General features: G+C 42.7%; 14 protein-coding genes and 4 tRNA genes. 12 read left to right on the top strand and 6 right to left on the bottom strand.

Annotation, left to right across the window (positions count from 1 at the left end):
* Positions 1-451: 451 nt before the first annotated feature.
* The 4 genes from R2S67_RS03260 to R2S67_RS03275 all read left to right on the top strand — a co-directional run bounded on the left by R2S67_RS03260 (position 452) and on the right by R2S67_RS03275 (position 2866).
* Positions 452-538 (top strand) — tRNA-Leu (locus R2S67_RS03260).
* 37 nt (positions 539-575) lie between these two features.
* Positions 576-649, top strand: a tRNA-Cys gene (locus R2S67_RS03265).
* A gap of 308 nt (positions 650-957) precedes the next feature.
* The gene (gene amyS, locus R2S67_RS03270) at positions 958-2481 is read left to right on the top strand and encodes an alpha-amylase (RefSeq protein WP_317342193.1); all 1524 of its coding nucleotides are present in this window, start codon (positions 958-960) and stop codon (positions 2479-2481) included.
* 130 nt (positions 2482-2611) lie between these two features.
* Positions 2612-2866 carry a hypothetical protein gene (locus R2S67_RS03275; RefSeq protein ID WP_012842214.1) on the top strand — a complete coding sequence of 85 codons (255 nt, stop codon included), beginning with the start codon at positions 2612-2614 and terminating at the stop codon, positions 2864-2866.
* Between the two features lie 74 nt (positions 2867-2940).
* Here R2S67_RS03275 and R2S67_RS03280 read toward each other — a convergent pair whose 3' ends face one another.
* Together R2S67_RS03280 and R2S67_RS03285 are read right to left on the bottom strand one after the other, a co-directional pair.
* Positions 2941-3729, bottom strand: coding sequence for a lipase family protein (locus R2S67_RS03280; protein WP_047009223.1), 789 nt, complete (start codon positions 3727-3729; stop codon positions 2941-2943).
* 68 nt (positions 3730-3797) lie between these two features.
* The gene (locus tag R2S67_RS03285) at positions 3798-4727 is read right to left on the bottom strand and encodes a CHAD domain-containing protein (RefSeq protein ID WP_317342194.1); all 930 of its coding nucleotides are present in this window, start codon (positions 4725-4727) and stop codon (positions 3798-3800) included.
* Positions 4728-5028: 301 nt separating this feature from the next.
* Here R2S67_RS03285 and R2S67_RS03290 point away from each other — a divergent pair.
* The 3 genes from R2S67_RS03290 (at position 5029) to R2S67_RS03300 (ending at position 7889) form a co-directional block, all read left to right on the top strand.
* Positions 5029-5115 (top strand) — tRNA-Leu (locus R2S67_RS03290).
* A gap of 36 nt (positions 5116-5151) precedes the next feature.
* A tRNA-Cys gene (locus tag R2S67_RS03295) sits at positions 5152-5225 on the top strand.
* Between the two features lie 981 nt (positions 5226-6206).
* Complete coding sequence (locus R2S67_RS03300) at positions 6207-7889, top strand: Ig-like domain-containing protein (protein ID WP_317342734.1); 1683 nt, start codon at positions 6207-6209, stop codon at positions 7887-7889.
* A gap of 72 nt (positions 7890-7961) precedes the next feature.
* On the opposite strand, the gene R2S67_RS03305 is transcribed toward R2S67_RS03300, so the two are convergent.
* Complete coding sequence (locus R2S67_RS03305) at positions 7962-9248, bottom strand: DUF11 domain-containing protein (RefSeq protein WP_225461124.1); 1287 nt, start codon at positions 9246-9248, stop codon at positions 7962-7964.
* A gap of 680 nt (positions 9249-9928) precedes the next feature.
* Between R2S67_RS03305 and R2S67_RS03310 the strand changes: the two genes are divergently transcribed.
* Positions 9929-11524, top strand: coding sequence for a DUF11 domain-containing protein (locus R2S67_RS03310; RefSeq protein ID WP_317342197.1), 1596 nt, complete (start codon positions 9929-9931; stop codon positions 11522-11524).
* Between the two features lie 63 nt (positions 11525-11587).
* On the opposite strand, the gene R2S67_RS03315 is transcribed toward R2S67_RS03310, so the two are convergent.
* From R2S67_RS03315 to rnk, 3 genes are all read right to left on the bottom strand, one after another.
* Entirely contained in the window at positions 11588-13372 is a 1785-nt protein-coding gene (locus R2S67_RS03315; protein WP_317342198.1) for an Ig-like domain-containing protein, read from the bottom strand.
* 481 nt (positions 13373-13853) lie between these two features.
* Positions 13854-14807, bottom strand: a complete 954-nt coding sequence (locus R2S67_RS03320) for a GGDEF domain-containing protein (protein WP_046875474.1) — start codon at positions 14805-14807, stop codon at positions 13854-13856.
* Between the two features lie 238 nt (positions 14808-15045).
* Positions 15046-15453 carry a nucleoside diphosphate kinase regulator gene (gene rnk / locus R2S67_RS03325; protein WP_005394604.1) on the bottom strand — a complete coding sequence of 136 codons (408 nt, stop codon included), beginning with the start codon at positions 15451-15453 and terminating at the stop codon, positions 15046-15048.
* 529 nt (positions 15454-15982) lie between these two features.
* On the opposite strand from rnk, the gene nirB reads away from it, so the two are divergent.
* The 4 genes from nirB to cobA all read left to right on the top strand — a co-directional run bounded on the left by nirB (position 15983) and on the right by cobA (position 20863).
* Positions 15983-18547 (top strand): nitrite reductase large subunit NirB, encoded by a 2565-nt coding sequence (nirB, locus tag R2S67_RS03330; RefSeq protein WP_317342199.1) that lies wholly within the window; start codon positions 15983-15985, stop codon positions 18545-18547.
* Between the two features lie 13 nt (positions 18548-18560).
* Positions 18561-18884 (top strand): nitrite reductase small subunit NirD, encoded by a 324-nt coding sequence (gene nirD / locus R2S67_RS03335; protein WP_317342201.1) that lies wholly within the window; start codon positions 18561-18563, stop codon positions 18882-18884.
* 195 nt (positions 18885-19079) lie between these two features.
* Complete coding sequence (locus R2S67_RS03340) at positions 19080-19931, top strand: formate/nitrite transporter family protein (RefSeq protein ID WP_317342202.1); 852 nt, start codon at positions 19080-19082, stop codon at positions 19929-19931.
* Between the two features lie 173 nt (positions 19932-20104).
* The gene (gene cobA / locus R2S67_RS03345; RefSeq protein WP_317342203.1) at positions 20105-20863 is read left to right on the top strand and encodes a uroporphyrinogen-III C-methyltransferase; all 759 of its coding nucleotides are present in this window, start codon (positions 20105-20107) and stop codon (positions 20861-20863) included.
* The last annotated feature ends 8 nt before the right edge of the window (positions 20864-20871 follow it).

The following is a 20871-nucleotide window of genomic DNA, read 5'->3' on the forward strand; positions in this document are numbered from 1 at the left end:
ATTATTTATTGATATTTTCGATAATGAATTGAGCTTTTTTTGAAAATAAAAAATGTCAATGATTTTATAAAGGTACGACCACATTCGATGCAAAGTTATCGGTAACAAAATATGATATTTCGTGTGAAATAGTGCCAAGAGTAGGGACTCCAATTGTTACAGATGTTACAGAGCTGAAGAGAGTGGTGACTACGATCCGCGTTAGTCAGGCGTTTACAAGCTAAGCTGTTACGGGCATCAACATGTGTGTGACTTAGAGTTGATGAAAGCTAACGAGTGTTTCTTGGCCTAATTGAATGCCAATTGTACCGTCTGGATCGCTTTTTAAGCACTTAAATCAAAAAGATAAAATTTATTGTTGACCAGATAAATTAATCCGTTAAAGTACGCCTCGTTCTCACGGCAAAGGTCGCTGAGACAGATGGTGTCTAACCCATCGCATGATTGCGTTGCCCTGGTGGTGGAATTGGTAGACACAAGGGATTTAAAATCCCTCGGCGTTCGCGCTGTGCCGGTTCAAGTCCGGCCCGGGGCACCATCAAAATCTTTGGTAACAGAGATATAAAAATCAGAAAGGCGCCTTGGCAGAGTGGCTATGCAGCGGATTGCAAATCCGTGGACCTCGGTTCGACTCCGGGAGGCGCCTCCACTATTTCGAAAGCCAGTCTTAAATGACTGGCTTTCTTCGTTTTAAATCCATCATTCTATACTTGTCCACGCTTCTCTAAATTCCTCCCATGTTTTGATCACCATTCAATATTTTTAATGCACTAGTCATTGATTTTATAAATGTTAAATAACTCAATAATTGTATAGGGTGATTGGTGCTAATTTCTCTTCGATTGTAATCCGAACTTTTTGTATCACAGGCAGCAACTTGGCTAGCGTGACCGTTGGCAATGCTTGGTGTGTATGAGCAGAAAGGAGGATTTTAGTCCTTAACGTGAGAGAAAAATAATGAAAACATTTAAATTAAAACGCACTATTTTACCTTTAACCTTGTTGCTAAGTTCATCTGCATTGGCTGCTGAGAATGGCACAATGATGCAGTATTTCCATTGGTATGTGCCTAACGATGGCACACTGTGGACTCAAGTGGAAAATAACGCTCCAACGCTAGCAGAAAACGGATTCACAGCGCTCTGGCTACCACCTGCATACAAAGGAGCGGGTGGCAGTAATGATGTCGGCTACGGCGTTTATGACATGTACGACTTGGGGGAGTTTGATCAAAAAGGATCAGTGCGCACCAAATACGGCAAGAAAGATCAGTACCTTAGTGCTATCAATGCCGCTCACAATAACAATATCCAGGTTTATGGTGACGTGGTGTTTAACCACCGTGGTGGTGCGGATGGGAAATCTTGGGTTGATACTAAGCGGGTAGATTGGAACAACCGCAACATTGAACTTGGTGATAAATGGATTGAAGCGTGGGTGGAGTTTGATTTCCCTGGACGCAACGACAAGTACTCTAACTTCCATTGGACTTGGTACCATTTTGATGGCGTGGACTGGGACGATGCAGGTAAAGAAAAAGCCATTTTTAAATTCAAAGGTGAAGGTAAGGCATGGGATTGGGAAGTCAGTTCTGAAAAGGGGAATTACGACTACCTTATGTATGCTGACTTAGACATGGATCATCCTGAAGTTAAACAAGAACTGAAAGATTGGGGTGAGTGGTACATCAACATGACTGGTGTTGATGGCTTTAGAATGGATGCGGTGAAGCACATCAAATACCAATATCTTCAAGAATGGATTGATCACCTACGTTGGAAAACAGGGAAAGAACTCTTCACGGTCGGAGAGTACTGGAACTACGATGTGAATCAGCTGCATAACTTTATCACCAAAACTTCTGGCAGCATGTCTCTGTTCGACGCACCGCTACATATGAACTTCTACAATGCGTCTAAATCGGGTGGTAGCTACGATATGCGTCAAATCATGGATGGTACGCTGATGAAGGACAATCCAGTCAAAGCGGTAACCTTAGTAGAAAACCATGATACTCAACCTTTGCAGGCGTTGGAGTCGACGGTCGATTGGTGGTTTAAGCCGCTCGCTTACGCGTTTATCTTATTGCGTGAAGAAGGTTATCCATCTGTGTTTTATGCAGATTACTACGGCGCGCAGTACAGTGATAAAGGGCATGACATCAATATGGTCAAAGTGCCTTACATCGAAGAGCTCGTAACACTGCGTAAAGACTATGCGTATGGCAAACAACATTCTTATCTCGACCATTGGGATGTAATTGGCTGGACTCGCGAGGGCGATGCAGAACATCCACATTCAATGGCAGTGATCATGAGCGATGGACCAGGTGGCTCGAAGTGGATGTATACGGGCAAGCCAAGCACACGCTATGTCGACAAGTTGGGCATCCGAACTGAAGACATTTGGACAGATGCGAACGGGTGGGCTGAGTTCCCTGTAAATGGTGGATCTGTCTCGGTTTGGGTTAGCGTTGAGTAATCCATTCTTGTGATTTTGATACAGAACAGGCAAATTTTGATGAAACTTTGCAGTGAATCAATACGTTATTTGATATTCATATAACAAATGAGTAACTTATATTTGAGCATTATCTAGAGGAAGATGAAGAATGGAATCTATTGCTGATGTATTGGTTGTGGCTATTGTGTTCGGTGCCATATTTGGGGGCGGGATAATTAAGTTAATCTTGAATCATCGTAAAGAAGTAAGAGCCTTGGAGATATCTGAACGTAATACGATGAGCCAAGAAGAACAAGATAACCTTAACAAGCAAATTGGTGATTTGAAGCGACGCGTTGAAGTGTTAGAGCGCATAGTCACAGATAGCAAATATCAACTTGAAAAAGAAATTGCCTCTCTGTAATTCACCACAAAAACGTAAAGCCGGCTAAGTCCGGCTTTTTAGTGCCTGTACATCATAGTTTTAGGGTACTTAGCTCAGCGTTCGTCAAAGAAGTCTTTATCGCGGATGTATTTACTCATAAAGTGATAAGAGAATGGTCGCATCAACCAACTAAATAGAGAACGTCCAAGTCGAATGAACGTTGGCGTATTCTCGTATATTTTCCCGTTATACAACCATAGCATTTTGCCTACATGCCAATAGAGAAAAGGCACTGGCGGCATGAATGTCACGATGTCGATGTCGCAACAAATCCGGTAAGTTTTGTGCCCCAAACGATAGCGTTTTTTAAAGGTCCAATCTCCAACTGCGGGCTGACCGAAAGTCACGACGCGTTTAATGCTCTTTGGGTATTTTTTCTCAATATAGTCGGCAAAAACACTGCCAATCGCGCCACCTGAAGAGTGACCAGTAATGGTGATTCTTTTTCCCCTCAGAATGAGCGGTACAACGATACCTTCGAGGCGCTCGATCACGGTCAACCCCAACCGATCTTCATTTCGGCTCGGTAAACTTTCTTGAAACAGAAGATGATAGAAACCCGCGTGAATGCGGTAATTCAGTCCCAACCGTCGACAGCTTCTCGTCCACATCGCGAAGTTCAACAACCAATCACTGATACTGTGTGAGCCTTTAATTACTACGACCACTTCACTCTGTTTTTTACTCCAGAGCACGCGAATCATAATCTTACCGTGTTCATTTCTAATGACTCGTTGCCCATTAGGATCGAATCCGTATTGAGTTTGTCTGAAGACGCGAGGATAGGCGAGATTACAGAGTACGGCATAGCGCTCATATTGGTATCGTTTTAATGGTTTCACGTTATCTTTCTTTATGGAGCCTAACGACTGACTGTAATTAATGAATATTAAAAATACGTGAACCTAGGTTAGTGCTGGTAGAGGCTTTGTGTGTTGGTATCGTGGATGAAAGCCTCAAATTGGTCTAAGTGCGTTAAGATGGTCTGGCGCGAAGTATCGTGATGTTCACTAAGCACGTTAAGCAGCTTTTTCAGGGTCTTACGATCTTTTTTATTGAGGTTTACTGCCTCTTTGAGCTGTGTGAAAAATTCAATTTGACTTGAAGTGTCGTTAAAATCACCGAGCTTGTCTTGTAATAGTTTTAATTGTTTCACGTTGTTTTTGTGCTGTGGGGAAGGGTAGAGTGCGGAAAACCCTTCTAGCAAATAACGTAGCGCTTTGCACTTTATCCTCATCGAGTGAATCACGTTGTCACGACTTTTGTCCGAGATCTTGCGTCGTGCTTTGTCGACCTTTTTAAATTGTTCGGAGACTTTTTGGCTTGTGAAGAGTAACGCTGGTACGTTGTTATCCACTCGTTCGTGTTGTGTACTTCGCAGCAGACTATTCCTGACCAAAGTGCAGTGCATAGTGTATTCTTGTGTCGCTAGCCAACGCGCAACTTTTGCCTGTTCGTAAGCACGTTCGGATTCTATAAAGCCAAAAAGCGGCTCAAGAGAGGGTTTGTGGTTTGGGAGCATTTCAATGTATTGGCTTTTGTCCAAGATAAATACGTCTAAATCACGCAGCTTATTTGTTTTCTTCATCATTATTTTTAAATGAGGTTTCAAAATACGCTGTTCAAAAGGAGGTATCAATTCGCGAAGTAGCAAGCATAGTGAGCGTATGCGCCTCAGTGTGACGCGATATTGGTGTGTATATTCAGGATCCAAGTCTTGGACGATCCCCTGTTCCAGAGAGCGCGCATAATCAAATTCAGTAAGTAAGAAGTGGGGTACTACGAAGTCGAGTTCGGAATCAGTGTGTAGCGGTAATTGAAATGATGACTTTCGAAACATGATGAGCGCTTATTTGTCCCCTGCAGTACGAGTTAAGTTTATACCCATACTGCCAATTTGTGCGACTTGTCGATTCCTCGTTGACATTAAGTGATGAAGCAAAGTAAACGAGAGCAAAACAAGCTGATGTTCTTGTGAGCAAAATGATCGCCCTTTGTTCGTTTGAGTTGGCTTTTTAACCATTTGAATAAAAAAGACTAATTTTTTGTTGACCAGATAAATTAATCCGTTAAAGTACGCCTCGTTCTCACGGCAAAGGCCGCTGAGACAGATGGTGTCTAACCCATCGCATGATTGCGTTGCCCTGGTGGTGGAATTGGTAGACACAAGGGATTTAAAATCCCTCGGCGTTCGCGCTGTGCCGGTTCAAGTCCGGCCCGGGGCACCATCAAAATCTTTGGTGACAGAGATGCAAAATCAGAAAGGCGCCTTGGCAGAGTGGCTATGCAGCGGATTGCAAATCCGTGGACCTCGGTTCGACTCCGGGAGGCGCCTCCACTATTTCTAAAAACCGGCCTAGTGCCGGTTTTTTACTATCTGGTATTGTCAAACTATTCTAATACACATTTTTTATTGAATAATTAATTTTTGTACAAATACCAACCTCAATTATCAGCTAATCACCCTTTAACTAGTTTTCCTGAATTGCTATCTATAGCGTCATATTGTCATGTGACTTTAGTTCAATATTGAAAATAAAGTTGCACATATATCCAGCTTGTTTCTCTATATGTCTCTAGTTGATATTGCACTGTATCGCTCAGTCTGTCTTTTAATCGAGTATAAAGCTAGGTGAGCAAAAAATTTTTCACCACTTTAATTTAACGTAAATTTAACAATTAAAGGTGGATAATATTACTCATGAGTTGTTGAGGTATATTATTCGAATGACTCGTTATTAAGTTAATGAATTTAAAGGTTATAACTTTATGCGATGAAATTGAGGTTGTTTTAGTTCAATTTCTACTTGTTTGATTTTTAATGATTTAAATTGGCTGTAGTGCAAGTGATTTATTAAAGTCATTGTTGAATACAAAGGTTGTTCATATAAAACAATCATAAGGTTATTTTAAGTAACTGACAAAAATGGATAAATTTATTATTACACAAACTTAACCTAAATTACTTATCGCTCTGGTTGAATTTTGACCGGTTGCTTTGCTATGATTCCGGCTCTTATATTTTTGGTGGTTATATTTTTATAACCATGTTGATGTATATAGGAATATATTTGGCTTTATAGGCTAGGGCATTTTATTGCCTAAAATTTATATTATTTTACCCTACCATTTCTGCTTATATTGGCGGGAAGGTGAACTAGTTATTAATTTAAAATTAGGTGAAGCAGTGATAAAAAATATTAAAATAAATAGAACAATCCTAAATAAAGGGTTGTCATTTTTATTAGTAATATTCGCTTGTTTACAGAGCATCCATTACGCCAGTGCAGCAGGAAGTACGACGGGACAGCAAAATACATTGGTTATCCTGCTGAACTTCAAAGAAAACCCAAATGAGCAGCCATTAACTTTGTCAGAGGCAAATAATCTAATCTTTGGCACAGTAAATGACTTCTACCGTGAAAGCTCTTTTGAGCAAATGTGGCTATCTGGGAAAGTCGTGGGTTGGTTTAATCTACCGTTGTCTAATCAGGTTTGTGATTTTACCGCTGTTCAAGATGCAGCGGATCAAGAAGCCATCGCTGCGGGAGTGAAGCTTGAAGAGTACGATCGTATTGTTTACTTGATGACAAAAACGGCATGTGGTGTCGCTGGATCGGCAACTATTGATGGCATGCCTTCACGCGCGCACATCAATGGTGATTTTTCTCCGATGAATATCGCTCATGAGCTTGGACATAACTTTGGTTTGCATCACTCTCGTGCTCTTGATTGTGGCGAGCATACGCTTTCAGACAACTGTACGTTGCGTGAATACGGTGATACCTATGATGTAATGGGTGGTCCAGACATCGGCTATTTGAATACTTTCCAGCGCGAGCGACTAGGATGGCTAGAGGGAGAGCACGCCTCAAAGACACTGGAAGTTACTCAAAATGGTACTTACTCCATCGCGAATTACGAGACGACTAGTGAGCAGCCAGTTACGATAAAAGTACCTCGTGGTACTGATCCTTCTACAGGTGCAAAAAAATGGTTTTACATTGAATACCGCCAGTCTATTGGGTTTGACGACTTTTTAGATGCTCGTTCTTACTCGTTCTATCGCGGGGACGTTACGGATGGCATCATCATTCGAAGCGCTGTAGAAGGCGATGGGCGCAGCAGTAATCTGCTTCACTTTAAAACTGATTCTGAATATCGTGCGGTTTTTGGCCGAAATGACTGGTTTGACCCATCTATGCCGGTCGGTGGTAGCTATACTGACCCAGACTCAGGTGTAACATTGAGTTTGGTGAGTGCAGCGAACGGCATCGCCGAAGTAAGCGTTGTCTTTGACGGCTCTGACAACGGTAATATCGGGACTTGTACTGTTAATGCTCCATCAGTAACTGCGAAAGCTGCAACAAACAACTCGGTTGCAGCCGGCGATGAGGTTCAATATCAGGTCACTATTACTAACAAAGATAGTGCAGATTGTTCAGCGAGCAGTTTTTCTGTGAACGCGTCAGTGCCAATTGGTTGGAAAGCAAGCAGCAATGCAATCACGCTAGCAGCAGGTGAAACCGGACAAGTAATGATATCAGTCGTATCTTCGGTTGACGCTAGTGATAAAGACTATGCTTTGAATATGATCGTGACGCACGGAGAGGACTCAAGTCTGCAAACCGTAGCATCCGTGAATTACTCTGTAACTACTGAAATCTCGCCATCACCAGAGCTCGTTGCTGTTGATGATCAGGTGACTATGTCTTCGAAACAGTCGGTGATTATCGATGTGATGGCAAACGATGTTGTTGGAGAGCAAAACTCTGCAAGCGTGCTTTCTTTTACTAGACCAAGTAAGGGGCGACTAGAGCTGTTATCAGATGGCACCCTGCGTTACACACCTGAGAAGAAATTCAAAAATAACGACAGCTTTACCTATACTATAGGTGATGGTCAAAGCAGCTCGACCGCTCAGGTCTCAGTGAAGTTAGAGTCCTCATCTGGTGGCGATTCTGGCAACTCTGGTAACAATGGGAAAGGTAAGAATAAATAGAACGATATAGTTCGAAAGAAAACGCCTGACGAGTTAACGTCAGGCGTTGTTTTATTAAGTTGTAAGTAGACCTTATTCAGGGCAGTTAACAGGCTCTGGACAAGTTGGACATAGCGTACATTCTGCAGACGCTGTTATCGCTTCTACGACAACATTACCGAAGATAGTTTCACCACTCGCATCCACAGTATCTGTAAACGCTCTGACTTCTTCACCCGGTAATGGAAGGCCTTCACCATCTCCTGGGATTGGCTCGTAGTTACCAGTAAAGTCGTAACACTCAGCAGGCGCAAGCATACCAACCTGGATTGGATTCGAGTCTTTGTTGTCGATTACGACAATGCCGTCAATGGTGACATTGGAGGTATTACATACACTACCACTGTAATTGACTTGAAGACCGTATTCATTAATACCAGTATCTTCAAATCGATTCACGACGACGACACTACAGTCTTTCTCTAGAGACAATGAACCAGGGATGTTTTGGCTTGGGCATTCCCAATCCGCGTTGTCAGAAACCGCAACACCACCACCAGTTTCAAGTGCTGCGCTTACTTCTGCGTAGTTAGTGATACCGTTTTGGTCAATAATAAACGAACCATTAAACTCTTGCGTTTGTCCAACGGCGAGCATCGCTAAATTGAACACATGGTCACCAGCAGCCATATCGTTGTCAACGGCTGTAGTGTCTGTTGCCACAACATCATACAATGCAAAGTCACCGGTGTTTTCTACAGTGAGTTTATAGTTGTATTTCAAAGTGTTACCATTGACAACATCACCAAATGTACAAGTTTTAGTGATTTTAATGTCTGGTACGCCAGGTGTGTAACAGAATGAAATATGACTTAAGCCATAGTATCTACCATTGTTACCCACAGGTGCATGTAGTAAGGCATCATCTTGATACAATAATCCATCTGTAAAGTAGTTATATAGGTTTCCGTCAGGACCACCTTTTACGAAGATAGCTTGCATAATCACAGGGCTATCACCTTGATCCCAACTGAAGGTTTTTGCCCCAGGTTGTTGATCAATAACCACTTCAAGCATGCCATCACCGAAAGTGCCGTCTGTAACTGGCTCAAGCTTGTATTCTATCAAACCATCGATCCCTGGAAGTAATTGTTGACAGGTGTTATTCCCTTCAACAAATATTGGTTGCACGCCTCGGCTTGAAGGGTCGCCAGCGGATGCGTAAACAATTTGAGAGCTCAGCACTAAGCTAACCGCTATGACCCAAGTAAACAGCTTAAACATGCTGCTGATATTGATCGCTGTAAGTATATTCTGGCTACATAAAGTGGAACAACGGTAACTCTTATTGCCCCACCAAGAGTTAAATATGGTTTTCATAAAACCTCCTTGTGTAAGTGGGCTCGCTACGTCCTTGAGCCCACATACGTGATAGTTTTCTCACAGAGTTAAACTGCGCCAGTTGACTAGCATAGAGTGTTCCATATTTAACCTTTTGTATTTGTTGATTATTTTTTATTTTTGTACAGAGGGGTGAACAGTTTGTTTATATTTTCATAAATGGTTGAGCTAAAACTTATTCGCTAAACGACTGAATATGTTTTAGTTAAATGAGTATTCAATTAGATGTGTAAAGGATGTAACACTATGCAAACAGGTGTTACACATCACCTTCACATTAGTTGGAGCAGGTGAGTAAGCGTCTATTTCATATTCATAGTGGACAGTTTCAATACCGTCGTTTTTGTGCATCTGTCACAGGTGTAAACAATAAAGTGTCAATCTGTAACATTATCCTAGAACACGTATATATCTTTGTTATCGTAGGTTTTTTTGTCTCTTTTGTTTTCTTTCTCTTTCTTTAAAATTGAACACTCTGTTCATTCTCTTCGCTGTTGAAAATATTTAGTTTAATAAAATCATAACCTTAAGTAGTGGCATGCTCTATGCGTTATACGAGCTCGAAACGAAAGTTGTATCTCGCTTTCACTCTTTCTTAAAAGGCAATTAATGACATAGGGACCTTCGTCTAGCTTTAGAAGCGTTCTAAGGAGTAGGTTATGAATTCTTGTAAGTCAGGCATCTGGCATACGATGAAGAGCTTTCTTTATGCAATATTTACAAGCTTGCTAATAGGTAGCTCTGCATTTGCAACACCAACAGATGGCGTATTTGAGTTAGAAGCAAATGCTAATGCGATAGATGACTCTGGAGTAGGTGCTCCAGATGATTGGTCAACGCCGCCAAACAGTGGTGGAGCATTAGTATTTAGCTTTGAGAATGACACGGCAACACCGGATACAATCTTTACTGGTGGTAATAAAGACATCAAAGACATACCGGAACTTGGTTGGAAGACTGGTACGGTACTTGATAAAGGGGACATTCTTCATGCGTATGCAGCGGCATACAACATTAATAATGACCTTGTACTCACCTTTGGTGCAGACCGTTTTGGTAACAGCGGTGATGCCTTCTTAGGTTTTTGGTTTTATCAAGACTCAGTCAGTACAAACCCAGACGGTACATTCACTGGTCAACATATTGCTGGCGACCTTTTGATTCAGGTGAATTATTTGCAAGGGGCAAATGAGGGGCCAGAAATTTTGGTTCTTGAATGGGACACAACTTGTGCGAAAGCTGATAACAATAATCCACAAGATGGTCAGTGTGCTGCGACAAACTTACGTTTGAAAGTTAAGACAAATGCACTGTGTTCACCAGGCGCGCAAGATGTGTGTGCTTCAACCAATACAACTGACTCACCTGCACCATGGGCGTATACGCCAAAAAGTGGTGTCGAAAATGTCTTCCCTCCAGAAACCTTCTTTGAAGGTGGTGTAAATCTTACTGAACTTCTACAAACAGACACCTGTTTTAGCTCGTTTGCAGCCGAAACAAGAGCATCAAGCAGTATTACCGCTCAGTTGAAAGACTTTGTGGTTGGTGACTTTGAGTTGTGTAGTGTTGATATCACCAAAACATGTAATCAAGCGGTCGTGAATGATACAGAAGATGGTTACGTTTACTCATACAGCGGCGACGTGATTAATGATGGTGTCGGTACGCTCTACGATGTTGTTGTAGAGGATTTAGAAGCAGGTACTACACATAGCTTAGGTGCCATTGCTTCAGGTGATAGTGCTTCATACAGCGGCAGTTTTGAAAGTACAAGCAATGGTCTAACTAATACGGTGAAAGTCACAGCAGCTGCGACTCCGGGTGGTCAAGCGACCATTACTGATACCGCAAGTGATCCATGTGAGTCATTGAGCTTGTCTCCAATGATTAGTGTAACGAAATCATGTGAAAGCGGCTTCAAACTTACTGAAAACGGTATCATTGCAGAAGTGAGCTTCTCGGGAATGGTATGTAACACAACGCCTGGACTTACTTTAGTGAATGTTTCTGTTGTGGATGACTCAGGTACGCCTGAGGATGTTTCTGATGACGTGACAGTAGTGAATAATATCGAACTCGCTTCGGATCAATGTCAGTCTTATACTGGTAGTTATATCCCAACGGCATTTAGCAATGCAGAAACACAATCTTTCCGTGATACTGTGACGGCGGTTGGTTTCTTGAAAATCGATAATACTCAAGCGACGAATACAGCTTCTGCAGACTGTGATATTTGTCCTGCACCAAGTAACTAATTGACGTCTTTTGAATAAAAAGCCTGGAGTATTCTCCAGGCTTTTTTGTATGAATTGCGTGATTTAGTTCGGTTTCCCTTTACCGTTTCCACCACCATTCCCACCAGAAGTCGATTGTAAGGTGATGCTAATCATCGCGGTTGAAGAAGATTGACCGTCACTGATCGTATAAGTAAATGAATCATTATTCTTAAACTTCTTCGAAGGTGTGTATTCAATGGAGCCATCGCTCAGTACACGGGCGCTGCCTTTGTTTGGCTTAGCGACCGTAATGGCAAGAGAGGTCGATTGTTCAAACGAGTCATTATTTAACTGCTCGATGCGAACGACGGATTTATCACTGATCGTTACGCTATCATTCACCGCCTCAAGTGGTGACGTCGACTCAGACAACACTGTGTAAGATAGCTCGGTTTTGGCTGATTGTTCATTTTCAGCATCTATAACGTCAACGGTTATGCTGTAAGAGTTCGGCTGAGCATCGCTGTTTGACGTAACCATGACCGTCGTTTCTGCACTCATGCCGGAAGGAACCGTCAAGGCGCTTGCGTCATAATTCCATCCGTCAGGAACGCTTAAAGCCGTTGTATAAGTCGCGTCTGCACATTCTGTATTGTTCTGGTTCGTCACTTTAAGATTATACGCTAACGTTTCTCCAGCATTTGCATCAGAACCTGATAGTGGGGTTAGAGAGAGTAGAGGCGATGTCGCAACGCATTGCCCGGATTCACCACCAAATATGACACTGACCTGTGCGTTTTGACCATTAGCACTTTCCAAAGTAATCGACACGCCTGTTTTTGGATCGGTGAACGTTCCACCAATTGGAAGAGCAGGGTCTTCCCAGTCATTACTCCCAAATAATTGTTTGAAAGTGGAGTCAGGCTTCATGTGTAGCAAGCGGCTACTTTTAAGATCACCGTCTGTCGCTAGGCGCACAACCACACCTTCTGTCACATCTTGGCGGTATACGATGTACGAACGGTCACGTAAAAAGCTGTCGTAGCCAAGAGCTTGTCGATATTCAACGTAAAACCATTGGCGCTGACCTGTAATTGGATCGGTACCTCTTGGGATTTTTAAAACTTTTGATGAAGTACTTTCAAAGTCTTCATAGGCATCAATAGAGTAAACACCATCACTAGAAATGATTTGAGCAGGGGAGGTCTGCCACCCTAAGTTTTCCAATTGGAAGGCGCTAAAGTAACCCATATCGTAGTTACCCATTGTATCGTAGCTATCACCGTACTCTATGACACGGCAATCACCAGCTAACGTACCGTCTTTACAGTCGAGTGCGGAAGCGTGATGCAATCCAAAATTATGTCCTAATTCATGGGCGATAACTCGAGGCTCGAAAACCGCATTTATTGACGCTCTAGAGGGAGTTACTCCTTGACTACCAGAGCCTTCTGATGCACATCCAGTTTTGGTTGTTAAGTAGATAAAACGGTCATAGTTTGATAGTTGATATCCCGCAGTTTCAGCCATTTTGTTGGCTTCCGCTGCTACAGCATCATCATCGCAAATTTGGTTTGATATTGGTAAGGTGAATGTTCCAGCAACATCACCAGATAGCCAAAGTTGCCCCTGGGACATTTGCGAATAGAAGTCGCTAACGGTATTAAAAACAACATGATGGGCGTCTTCTTTAGAGATCGGGATCTCTTGAGGGTTTTCTTGGAAATTGACGAGTACAACTAATGTTTTTTGTTCACCACTAGCCACTTGCTCAGCATAAACCTCTGATGAAAAAGAATATGCTGACACGAGGGTTACAAAGCCAAGAGCTAGCAAGCGTAAATTTGACGCAACAAAGCCCAATTGAGGGAGGATGACCTTCTTCAATTTATATACCTACTTAATATTTTGATATTAAATGAAATTACAAATTCATAATGTTTTAAATAAAATAAATACCGAGCTCTACCCAAATAGAACCAGTAATTATCAAGTGTGCATTATGTTTTATAAAGTTTGTTTTATATTTGTGTGTGTTTATTACTTTTAAACACGAGGCGAGATATTAGCAGAAGGGGTGGTTAAAATTCAACCATGCATTTCGGTTTTTATAAGTTTATGAATTATAATGTTTAACTACTTTTTACTAGTGGTTTTTATAAAAATAATAAGAAATAATATTGTATGCAACAAAAGCAGTCACAAAGACAGTAATAATATTACACCGTGTAGTATGCAACATTCTTAATTGTTTGTTATTTCTTTTGTTTCCTATATAAATGACTTATTAAAAAATAAGACGCTATCAATTCCGTAGAGAAAATTGTCAAATTAAAGAAATATTAATTTCAAAAAAACAAGAGAATTATTATATCTGGATATAGGCAACGCCATTTTTGCCATTTTTCTTTATCTCATACATTGCATGATCGGCTTTTTGATAAACTTCATTAAACTGTTGTTTTCCTTTATCAAATAGACAAACACCGATGCTCATTCCAATCGTTACTTTATTTAAGTCCTGATTTATCGCAGGAATGATGGAACTTAAGAGTCGATCACAAAGTTGAGATATTTCTTCTTGATTTGAATAAGAGCTTAAAACGACAAACTCATCTCCTCCTATGCGTCCGACTTGAGACTTGCTTGGCGCAAGCTCTGTTAAGCTATTGGCGATATTAATGAGGAGAGTATCACCAGTATGATGGCCTAGCTGGTCGTTAACTGCTTTAAAATTATCTATATCAACAAACACTAAGGCAGACTGCTGAGACGGCTTGGTTTGAGGTTGATGATTAAAGTTTTCCTCAATTGCTTTTCTATTTAACAGTCCGGTCAATGGATCACTCGAAGCTAACTTAGCCAGTTGCTGCTCATATCGCTTTTCTTTTGTAATATCGATATGAGTGCCCATCATGCGTAGTGGTTCGCCATCAGAACCATACTCGACGATGCGCCCTCGATCGTAGACCCAACTATCACTGCCGTCTTTATGAATCATGCGATGAACTACCTCATAAAGGTCGGTTTTGCCAGCTAGGTGATCTTCAAATGCACCCACCGCAAGATCATAATCTTCAGGGTGGAGATTGTTTTTCCACGTTTCAACCGTCGCGGTTAACTCATGGGGCTGATAACCTAGCATTTTGCCCCACTGCATATTGAATATCGTCAAAGTACCTGAAGGAATATGCTGCTCCCACAAACACAGTCCATTACTGTCGAGTGCAGCATTCAACTTTTCTTGTAGTCGCGCATTCTTCCGCTTCAGCTCTTCATTTTCTTTTTCTAAGCAGGCAATTCGAGTTAGATATTCTTCCATTTTGCGCATAATTTACGTCGTTTTCGGAGCGACAATATACGAAAAATACTTTGCAATTTCTATGATTGAGCTTGGAGATATAGGTATTGAATATGCGGTAAATAATAAAGAATCGGTGATGTTACTTAAGAGCAGCAAAGTAAATGCTTGGAAAAACAAAGAAGGAAATAGGGGATAAGCGAGGGGCTCTCCTGGTGCAAAGTCATAAATGAGGCCTTTGCACCGGGACTACTGAGGGTTAGCGGTTTAGTGCACCACAACGCTCAGGCTGGTAGGTGATATCGACAATTTCAATTGTCTTCACTTGATTATTTGGCATTGGCCATTCAAGTTTTTGACCAACAGACAAACCGATCAGTGCGCTGCCTACGGGCGCAAAAATGGAAATATCATCACTGCTTTTCAGCTCAGATGGGTAAACCAGTGTCTTTGTCATGGTTCTATCTTCACCTGCAAATTTAAACTCTACAGTTGAGTTCATCGTGACCACATTATCTGGCATTTGTTCTGGCTCAAGAACCGTCGCACGGTCTAGCTCTGCTTCTAGCTCAACAAGCTCCGCCGCGATGTTTGGCATTTTATCCAACAAAGCCGTGATTCGGTTCATATCTAAGCTTGAAATGTAGATAGAATTGTTTTCTGACATTTTATGACTCCCAAATAAAAGGCCGCCTCACAAACATGGGACGGCACTCTATATGTCAATTACGGTATCAATCATATGGATTTTATTCCATATGAACTAAATCAGATTCTAGTCTTTATAGTGCGACTTAGCTAGTAAAAGATTTTTGTTGTGAGACTTGATTTTTCTAAAACTTTCAGTCACTTCAGTTGTTCACCTTTAATAGCCTTGAAACGGCTAGGTTAAAACGAATGCTTTGTTTTTAAACAAAGCAGGGTTTATCGTTAGCGTGGTTTAACTCGACAATCATTGCCATTCTGTAAAAGCCAAAACTGTATAGCCCTTTGTGAGCATGACTGCGGTTATCTCATTTTGTAAAAACTACCAACATCCGTTAATAAATTACCTTTTATTCTTCAATATCAAGATAAAAACGTTCATCTACCCCTTTAGGGTAGTTTGAAATTGTAATTGATTTACATCATGTATTAATTTTCTTTCACAATTAACAATGAGCTCAGTGATAAGAACCTAACCCTTAGGAATTATAATGAGCAAGTTGAAGCTAGTAGTCATCGGTAACGGTATGGTAGGGCACCGTTATATTGAAGACTTAGTCGAGAAAGCTGATATCTCTAATATGGAGATTACCGTTTTCTGTGAAGAACCTCGTGTCGCATACGACCGTGTGCACCTTTCCTCTTACTTTTCTCACCATACTGCAGATGAACTTTCTTTAGTGAAAGAAGGCTTCTACGAGAAACACAGTATTAACATGCTGATCGGTGAACGTGCGATTAACATCAACCGTGAAAACCGCATTGTTTACTCAAGCACTGGCCGTGAAGTTCAATACGACAAGCTGATTCTTGCTACAGGCTCATTCCCATTTGTCCCGCCTATCAAAGGTCATGAAAGCAAAGACTGTTTTGTTTACCGTACTATCGAAGATCTTAAAGCGATCGAAGCGTGTGCGAAGAACAGTAAATCCGGCGTGGTTATCGGTGGTGGTCTACTCGGTCTTGAAGCAGCAGGCGCACTAAAAGCATTGGGTGTAGAAACACACGTTGTTGAGTTCGCACCAAAGCTGATGGCTGAGCAACTTGACCTTGCTGGTGGTAACCAACTTCGTCAAAAGATCGAGCGTATGGGCGTGAACGTTCACACCAGCAAAAACACGCTTGAGATTGCGGCAGAAGGCACAAACGCACGCAATGTTATGCGTTTTGCTGACGGCTCAGAGCTAGAAACAGACTTCATCGTATTCTCTGCAGGTATTCGTCCACAAGACAAACTAGCTCGTCAAATGGAGCTAGAAGTTGGCCCTCGTGGTGGTGTTGCCATCAACGACCACTGCCAGACTTCTGATGAGAACATCTACGCTATTGGTGAGTGTGCGTCTTGGAACGACATGTTCTACGGTCTTGTTGCTCCGGGTTACAAGATGGCGACGGTTGCCGTTGATCACCTACTAGGTAACACAGAAAGCAAATTCGAAGGCGCTGATATGTCTGCGAAGTTAAAACTGCTTGGTGTGAAAGTGGGCTCTATCGGTGATGCGAATGGTCGCACTGAAGGTTGTAAGAGTTACGTTTACCAAAACGAAGAACAAGAAGTTTACAAACGTCTTATCGTTTCTGAAGACAACAAGAAACTGCTTGGTGCGGTATTAGTGGGTGATACGTCTGACTACGGCGATTTGCTTCAATTGATGTTGAACGAAATCGACCTACCAGAACACCCAGATGCCTTGATCCTTCCTGCACACGCAGGCGCTGAGAAACCAGCACTAGGTGCCGACGCTCTACCAGAAAGCGCAGTGATCTGTTCATGTTTCGATGTAACCAAAGGCAAGATCGCACAAGCGGTTGCTGATGGCCACCATAAATTGGGCGACATCAAAGCAGTGACTGGCGCAGGTACAGGCTGTGGTGGTTGTATTCCTCTAGTGACGTCTGTTCTAAATGCAGAGCTTGCTAAATCTGGTATCGAAGTGAAGAACGACGTGTGTGAGCACTTTGCTTACTCGCGCCAAGAGCTGTTCCACTTAATCCGTATTGAAGAGATCAAAACGTTTGATGAGCTTCTGGAGAAATACGGTAAAGGTTACGGCTGTGAAGTATGTAAACCACTTGTGGGCTCTATTTTGGCGTCTTGCTGGGGTGAGCACATCCTTAAGCCACAACTGGTTAAGCTGCACGACACGAACGACAACTTCCTAGGTAACATCCAAAAAGACGGTACTTACTCTGTGATCCCACGTATGGCGGGTGGTGAAGTAACACCTCAAGCACTGGGTGCGCTAGCGAACGTTGCTGCAGAATACAACCTATACACCAAAGTAACCGGTGCTCAACGTATTGGTCTGTTTGGTGCTCAAAAAGACGATCTTCCAGAGATCTGGCGCAAGCTTATCGACGCTGGTTTCGAAACAGGTCAAGCGTACGCAAAAGCACTTCGTATGGCGAAGACCTGTGTTGGCTCAACGTGGTGTCGTTACGGTGTTCAAGATTCTGTTGGTCTAGGTTCCTACATCGAGAACCGTTACAAAGGCATTCGTACACCTCATAAGATGAAGTTCGGTGTTTCTGGCTGTACTCGTGAGTGTGCGGAAGCACAAGGTAAAGACCTTGGCATCATCGCGACTGACGCAGGTTGGAACATGTACGTATGTGGTAACGGTGGTATGAAGCCTCGTCACGCAGACCTACTTGCAAGTGACCTAGATAAAGAAACGCTAATCAAGTATATCGACCGCTTCATGATGTTCTACATCCGTACTGCTGCGCCACTACAACGCACATCAGTTTGGATGGAAAACATGGAAGGCGGCGTTGACTACCTACGCGAAGTGATTGTTGAAGACAAACTTGGCATTAACGCTCAACTAGAAGCAGACGTAGCGAAGCTTGTAGATGAGTACGAATGTGAGTGGACTGCAACCATCAATGACGAATCACAACTGACTCGTTTCGCACACTTCATCAACTCTGACAAGCGCGATGACAATGTTGTGTTTGTTCAAGAGCGCGAACAGCACCGTCCAGCGACCTTCACGGAGAAACATCCTGAAGCGAAAGGCGACATCCTACACGTAGCGATCACTGAAGCATAAGGGAAGGTTGAACATGTCATTTGAAAAGATTTGCCAAATCAACGACATCGTACCGGGCACTGGCGTTTGTGCACTGGTTGATGGTCAGCAAGTTGCGGTATTCCGCCCAACAGAAGCGGAACAAGTGTTTGCAATCAGCAACACAGACCCGTTCTTCCAATCAAACGTGCTTTCTCGCGGTTTGATTTGTGAGCACCAAGGCGAACTCTGGGTAGCAAGCCCACTTAAAAAGCAACGCTTTAACCTGACAACAGGTGCTTGTATGGAAGACGAGCGTTTTAACGTGAAAGCGTACAAAACGCGTGTAACCAACGGTGAAGTAGAAATTTCTGCATAAGCTTGGTTCGCATTCCCTCCTCCTTAAGGGGAGGGAATGCACTGAGTACTTAGATTCAATAGACAAAGGCTTTCCAAGCGTCATCTTGGGGGAACAGGGAAGCGAGATGATGTCGACAGCAGTGGGTGTCAACGGGAAGCCTTTCTCATTCAATCTTTAACTTTTTAACTTTCAATTTTGAATAAGGACACATTCATGTCTACAGACTTTAAACCTGCTGAATTCGTGCAAACCATGATCAACGTGGGTGAAGCGAAAATTAATACCAGCACTCGAGATCTTCTGCTTCGCGGCACGATGGCAGGCGTTATTCTGTCTCTTGCGGTGGTGGTTGCTATTACCGCGATTGTACAAACGGGCATTGGCCTTGTGGGGGCGCTTGTTTTCCCTGTGGGCTTTGTGATTCTCAGTGTGATGGGTTACGACCTTGTCACAGGTGTTTTTGGTCTTGCTCCTTTGGCTAAGTTTGCTAACCGTCCGGGTATCACTTGGGGTCGTATTTTCCGTTGCTGGGGATTGGTAGGTTTGGGTAACCTGATTGGTTCTCTAATAGTGGCTTACCTAGTGGCTATCTCTCTAACCGGTAACTTCTCTCTAGAATTGAACGCGGTAGCGAATAAGTTTGTCGCTGTATCGACTGCCCGTAGCCTTGGTTTCGAAAGTATGGGTATGGACGGATGGATCACGTGTTTTGTACGCGCTATCTTCTGTAACCTAATGGTGTGCCTGGGCGTGATCGGCAACATGACGGCACGTTCAGTATCTGGTCGTGTAGCGATGATGTGGTTCCCAATCTTCATCTTCTTCGCACTCGTATTTGAGCACACTGTGGTAAACATGTTCCTATTCCCACTGGGTATGATTCTAGGTGCGGATTTTGGTATCGCGACTTGGTTGAACTTCAACCTTATCCCAACCATCTTAGGTAACATCGTTGGTGGTCTTGTAATGACTTGTCTGCCACTGTACCTAACTCATGCGAAAACAGCGCCTTCTATCAACGTAGTTGAAGAAGAAGTAAAAGCAGAGCCTGCAATCGCAAAATAAACTGCTTTTATCTGGCCCTACCTATGGAAGGTAGGGCTACTCAACTCATTTAACTTTCAATAGATATTGTATTGATTTAGCTATAAAAAGTAATAACTCCTTGGGGTAGTTTAAACCTTAAGTTAATAACGTGAGTGTTACTCTTTATATCCAAATTTCCGATAGGCGTTGATATGACTACTGCGAACTCATCTTTAAACAGCGGCTTTGTTTCTTTAGTTGGTGCAGGTCCGGGCGATCCAGACTTGCTGACGGTCAAAGGTTTGAAAGCCATTCAAGCGGCTGAAGTTGTGGTGTATGACCGATTGGTATCTAAAGAGATTCTAGAGTTAGCACACGTATCCGCCGAGATGATTTATGTCGGGAAAAAGCTCGATTTTCACTGCGTACCACAAGACCAGATCAATCAAATTTTGGTGGAAAAAGCACAAGAAGGTAAACGCGTTGTGCGCCTAAAAGGTGGTGATTCTTTCATCTTTGGACGCGGCGGTGAAGAGTTAGAAGAGCTTGCAGAATATGGCATCAAATACGAAGTGGTGCCAGGGATCACCGCTGCGGCGGGTGCAACAGCTTACGCGGGTATTCCATTAACGCATCGCGACCACGCGCAAAGCGTTCAATTTATTACGGGTCACGTGCAAAAAGACGGTCGCGAAATTGAGTGGCATTCGTTAGCGCAATCTAACAACACACTTGTGTTCTACATGGGTTTGAAGCAAAGCGGTCACATCATGGATAAGCTGATCACTCATGGATTAGATCCAGAGATGTCATGCGCCATTATTGAAAATGGTACGCGTCCAGAGCAGCGCGTGTTCCAAGGAAAACTGAACGAACTTTCTGAAATGGCTGAGAAGGCGATCAGTCCAGCATTGATCGTCGTTGGCAGCGTGACTCAGTTGCACAACAAACTAGACTGGTTTAGAAAATAAGTTCATCT

This window comes from Vibrio sp. T13N (assembly GCF_032970445.1).
Classification (GTDB): Bacteria; Pseudomonadota; Gammaproteobacteria; order Enterobacterales; family Vibrionaceae; genus Vibrio; species Vibrio diabolicus.

What these genes read in the sequence shown, in the direction of transcription:
- amyS (WP_317342193.1), top strand. Translation starts at nt 958, where the DNA reads ATGAAAACATTTAAATTAAAACGCACTATTTTACCTTTAACCTTGTTG.
- R2S67_RS03275 (WP_012842214.1), top strand. Translation starts at nt 2,612, where the DNA reads ATGGAATCTATTGCTGATGTATTGGTTGTGGCTATTGTGTTCGGTGCC.
- R2S67_RS03285 (WP_317342194.1), bottom strand. Translation starts at nt 4,727, where the DNA reads ATGTTTCGAAAGTCATCATTTCAATTACCGCTACACACTGATTCCGAA.
- R2S67_RS03305 (WP_225461124.1), bottom strand. Translation starts at nt 9,248, where the DNA reads ATGAAAACCATATTTAACTCTTGGTGGGGCAATAAGAGTTACCGTTGT.
- R2S67_RS03310 (WP_317342197.1), top strand. Translation starts at nt 9,929, where the DNA reads ATGAATTCTTGTAAGTCAGGCATCTGGCATACGATGAAGAGCTTTCTT.
- R2S67_RS03320 (WP_046875474.1), bottom strand. Translation starts at nt 14,807, where the DNA reads ATGGAAGAATATCTAACTCGAATTGCCTGCTTAGAAAAAGAAAATGAA.
- rnk (WP_005394604.1), bottom strand. Translation starts at nt 15,453, where the DNA reads ATGTCAGAAAACAATTCTATCTACATTTCAAGCTTAGATATGAACCGA.
- nirB (WP_317342199.1), top strand. Translation starts at nt 15,983, where the DNA reads ATGAGCAAGTTGAAGCTAGTAGTCATCGGTAACGGTATGGTAGGGCAC.
- nirD (WP_317342201.1), top strand. Translation starts at nt 18,561, where the DNA reads ATGTCATTTGAAAAGATTTGCCAAATCAACGACATCGTACCGGGCACT.
- R2S67_RS03340 (WP_317342202.1), top strand. Translation starts at nt 19,080, where the DNA reads ATGTCTACAGACTTTAAACCTGCTGAATTCGTGCAAACCATGATCAAC.
- cobA (WP_317342203.1), top strand. Translation starts at nt 20,105, where the DNA reads ATGACTACTGCGAACTCATCTTTAAACAGCGGCTTTGTTTCTTTAGTT.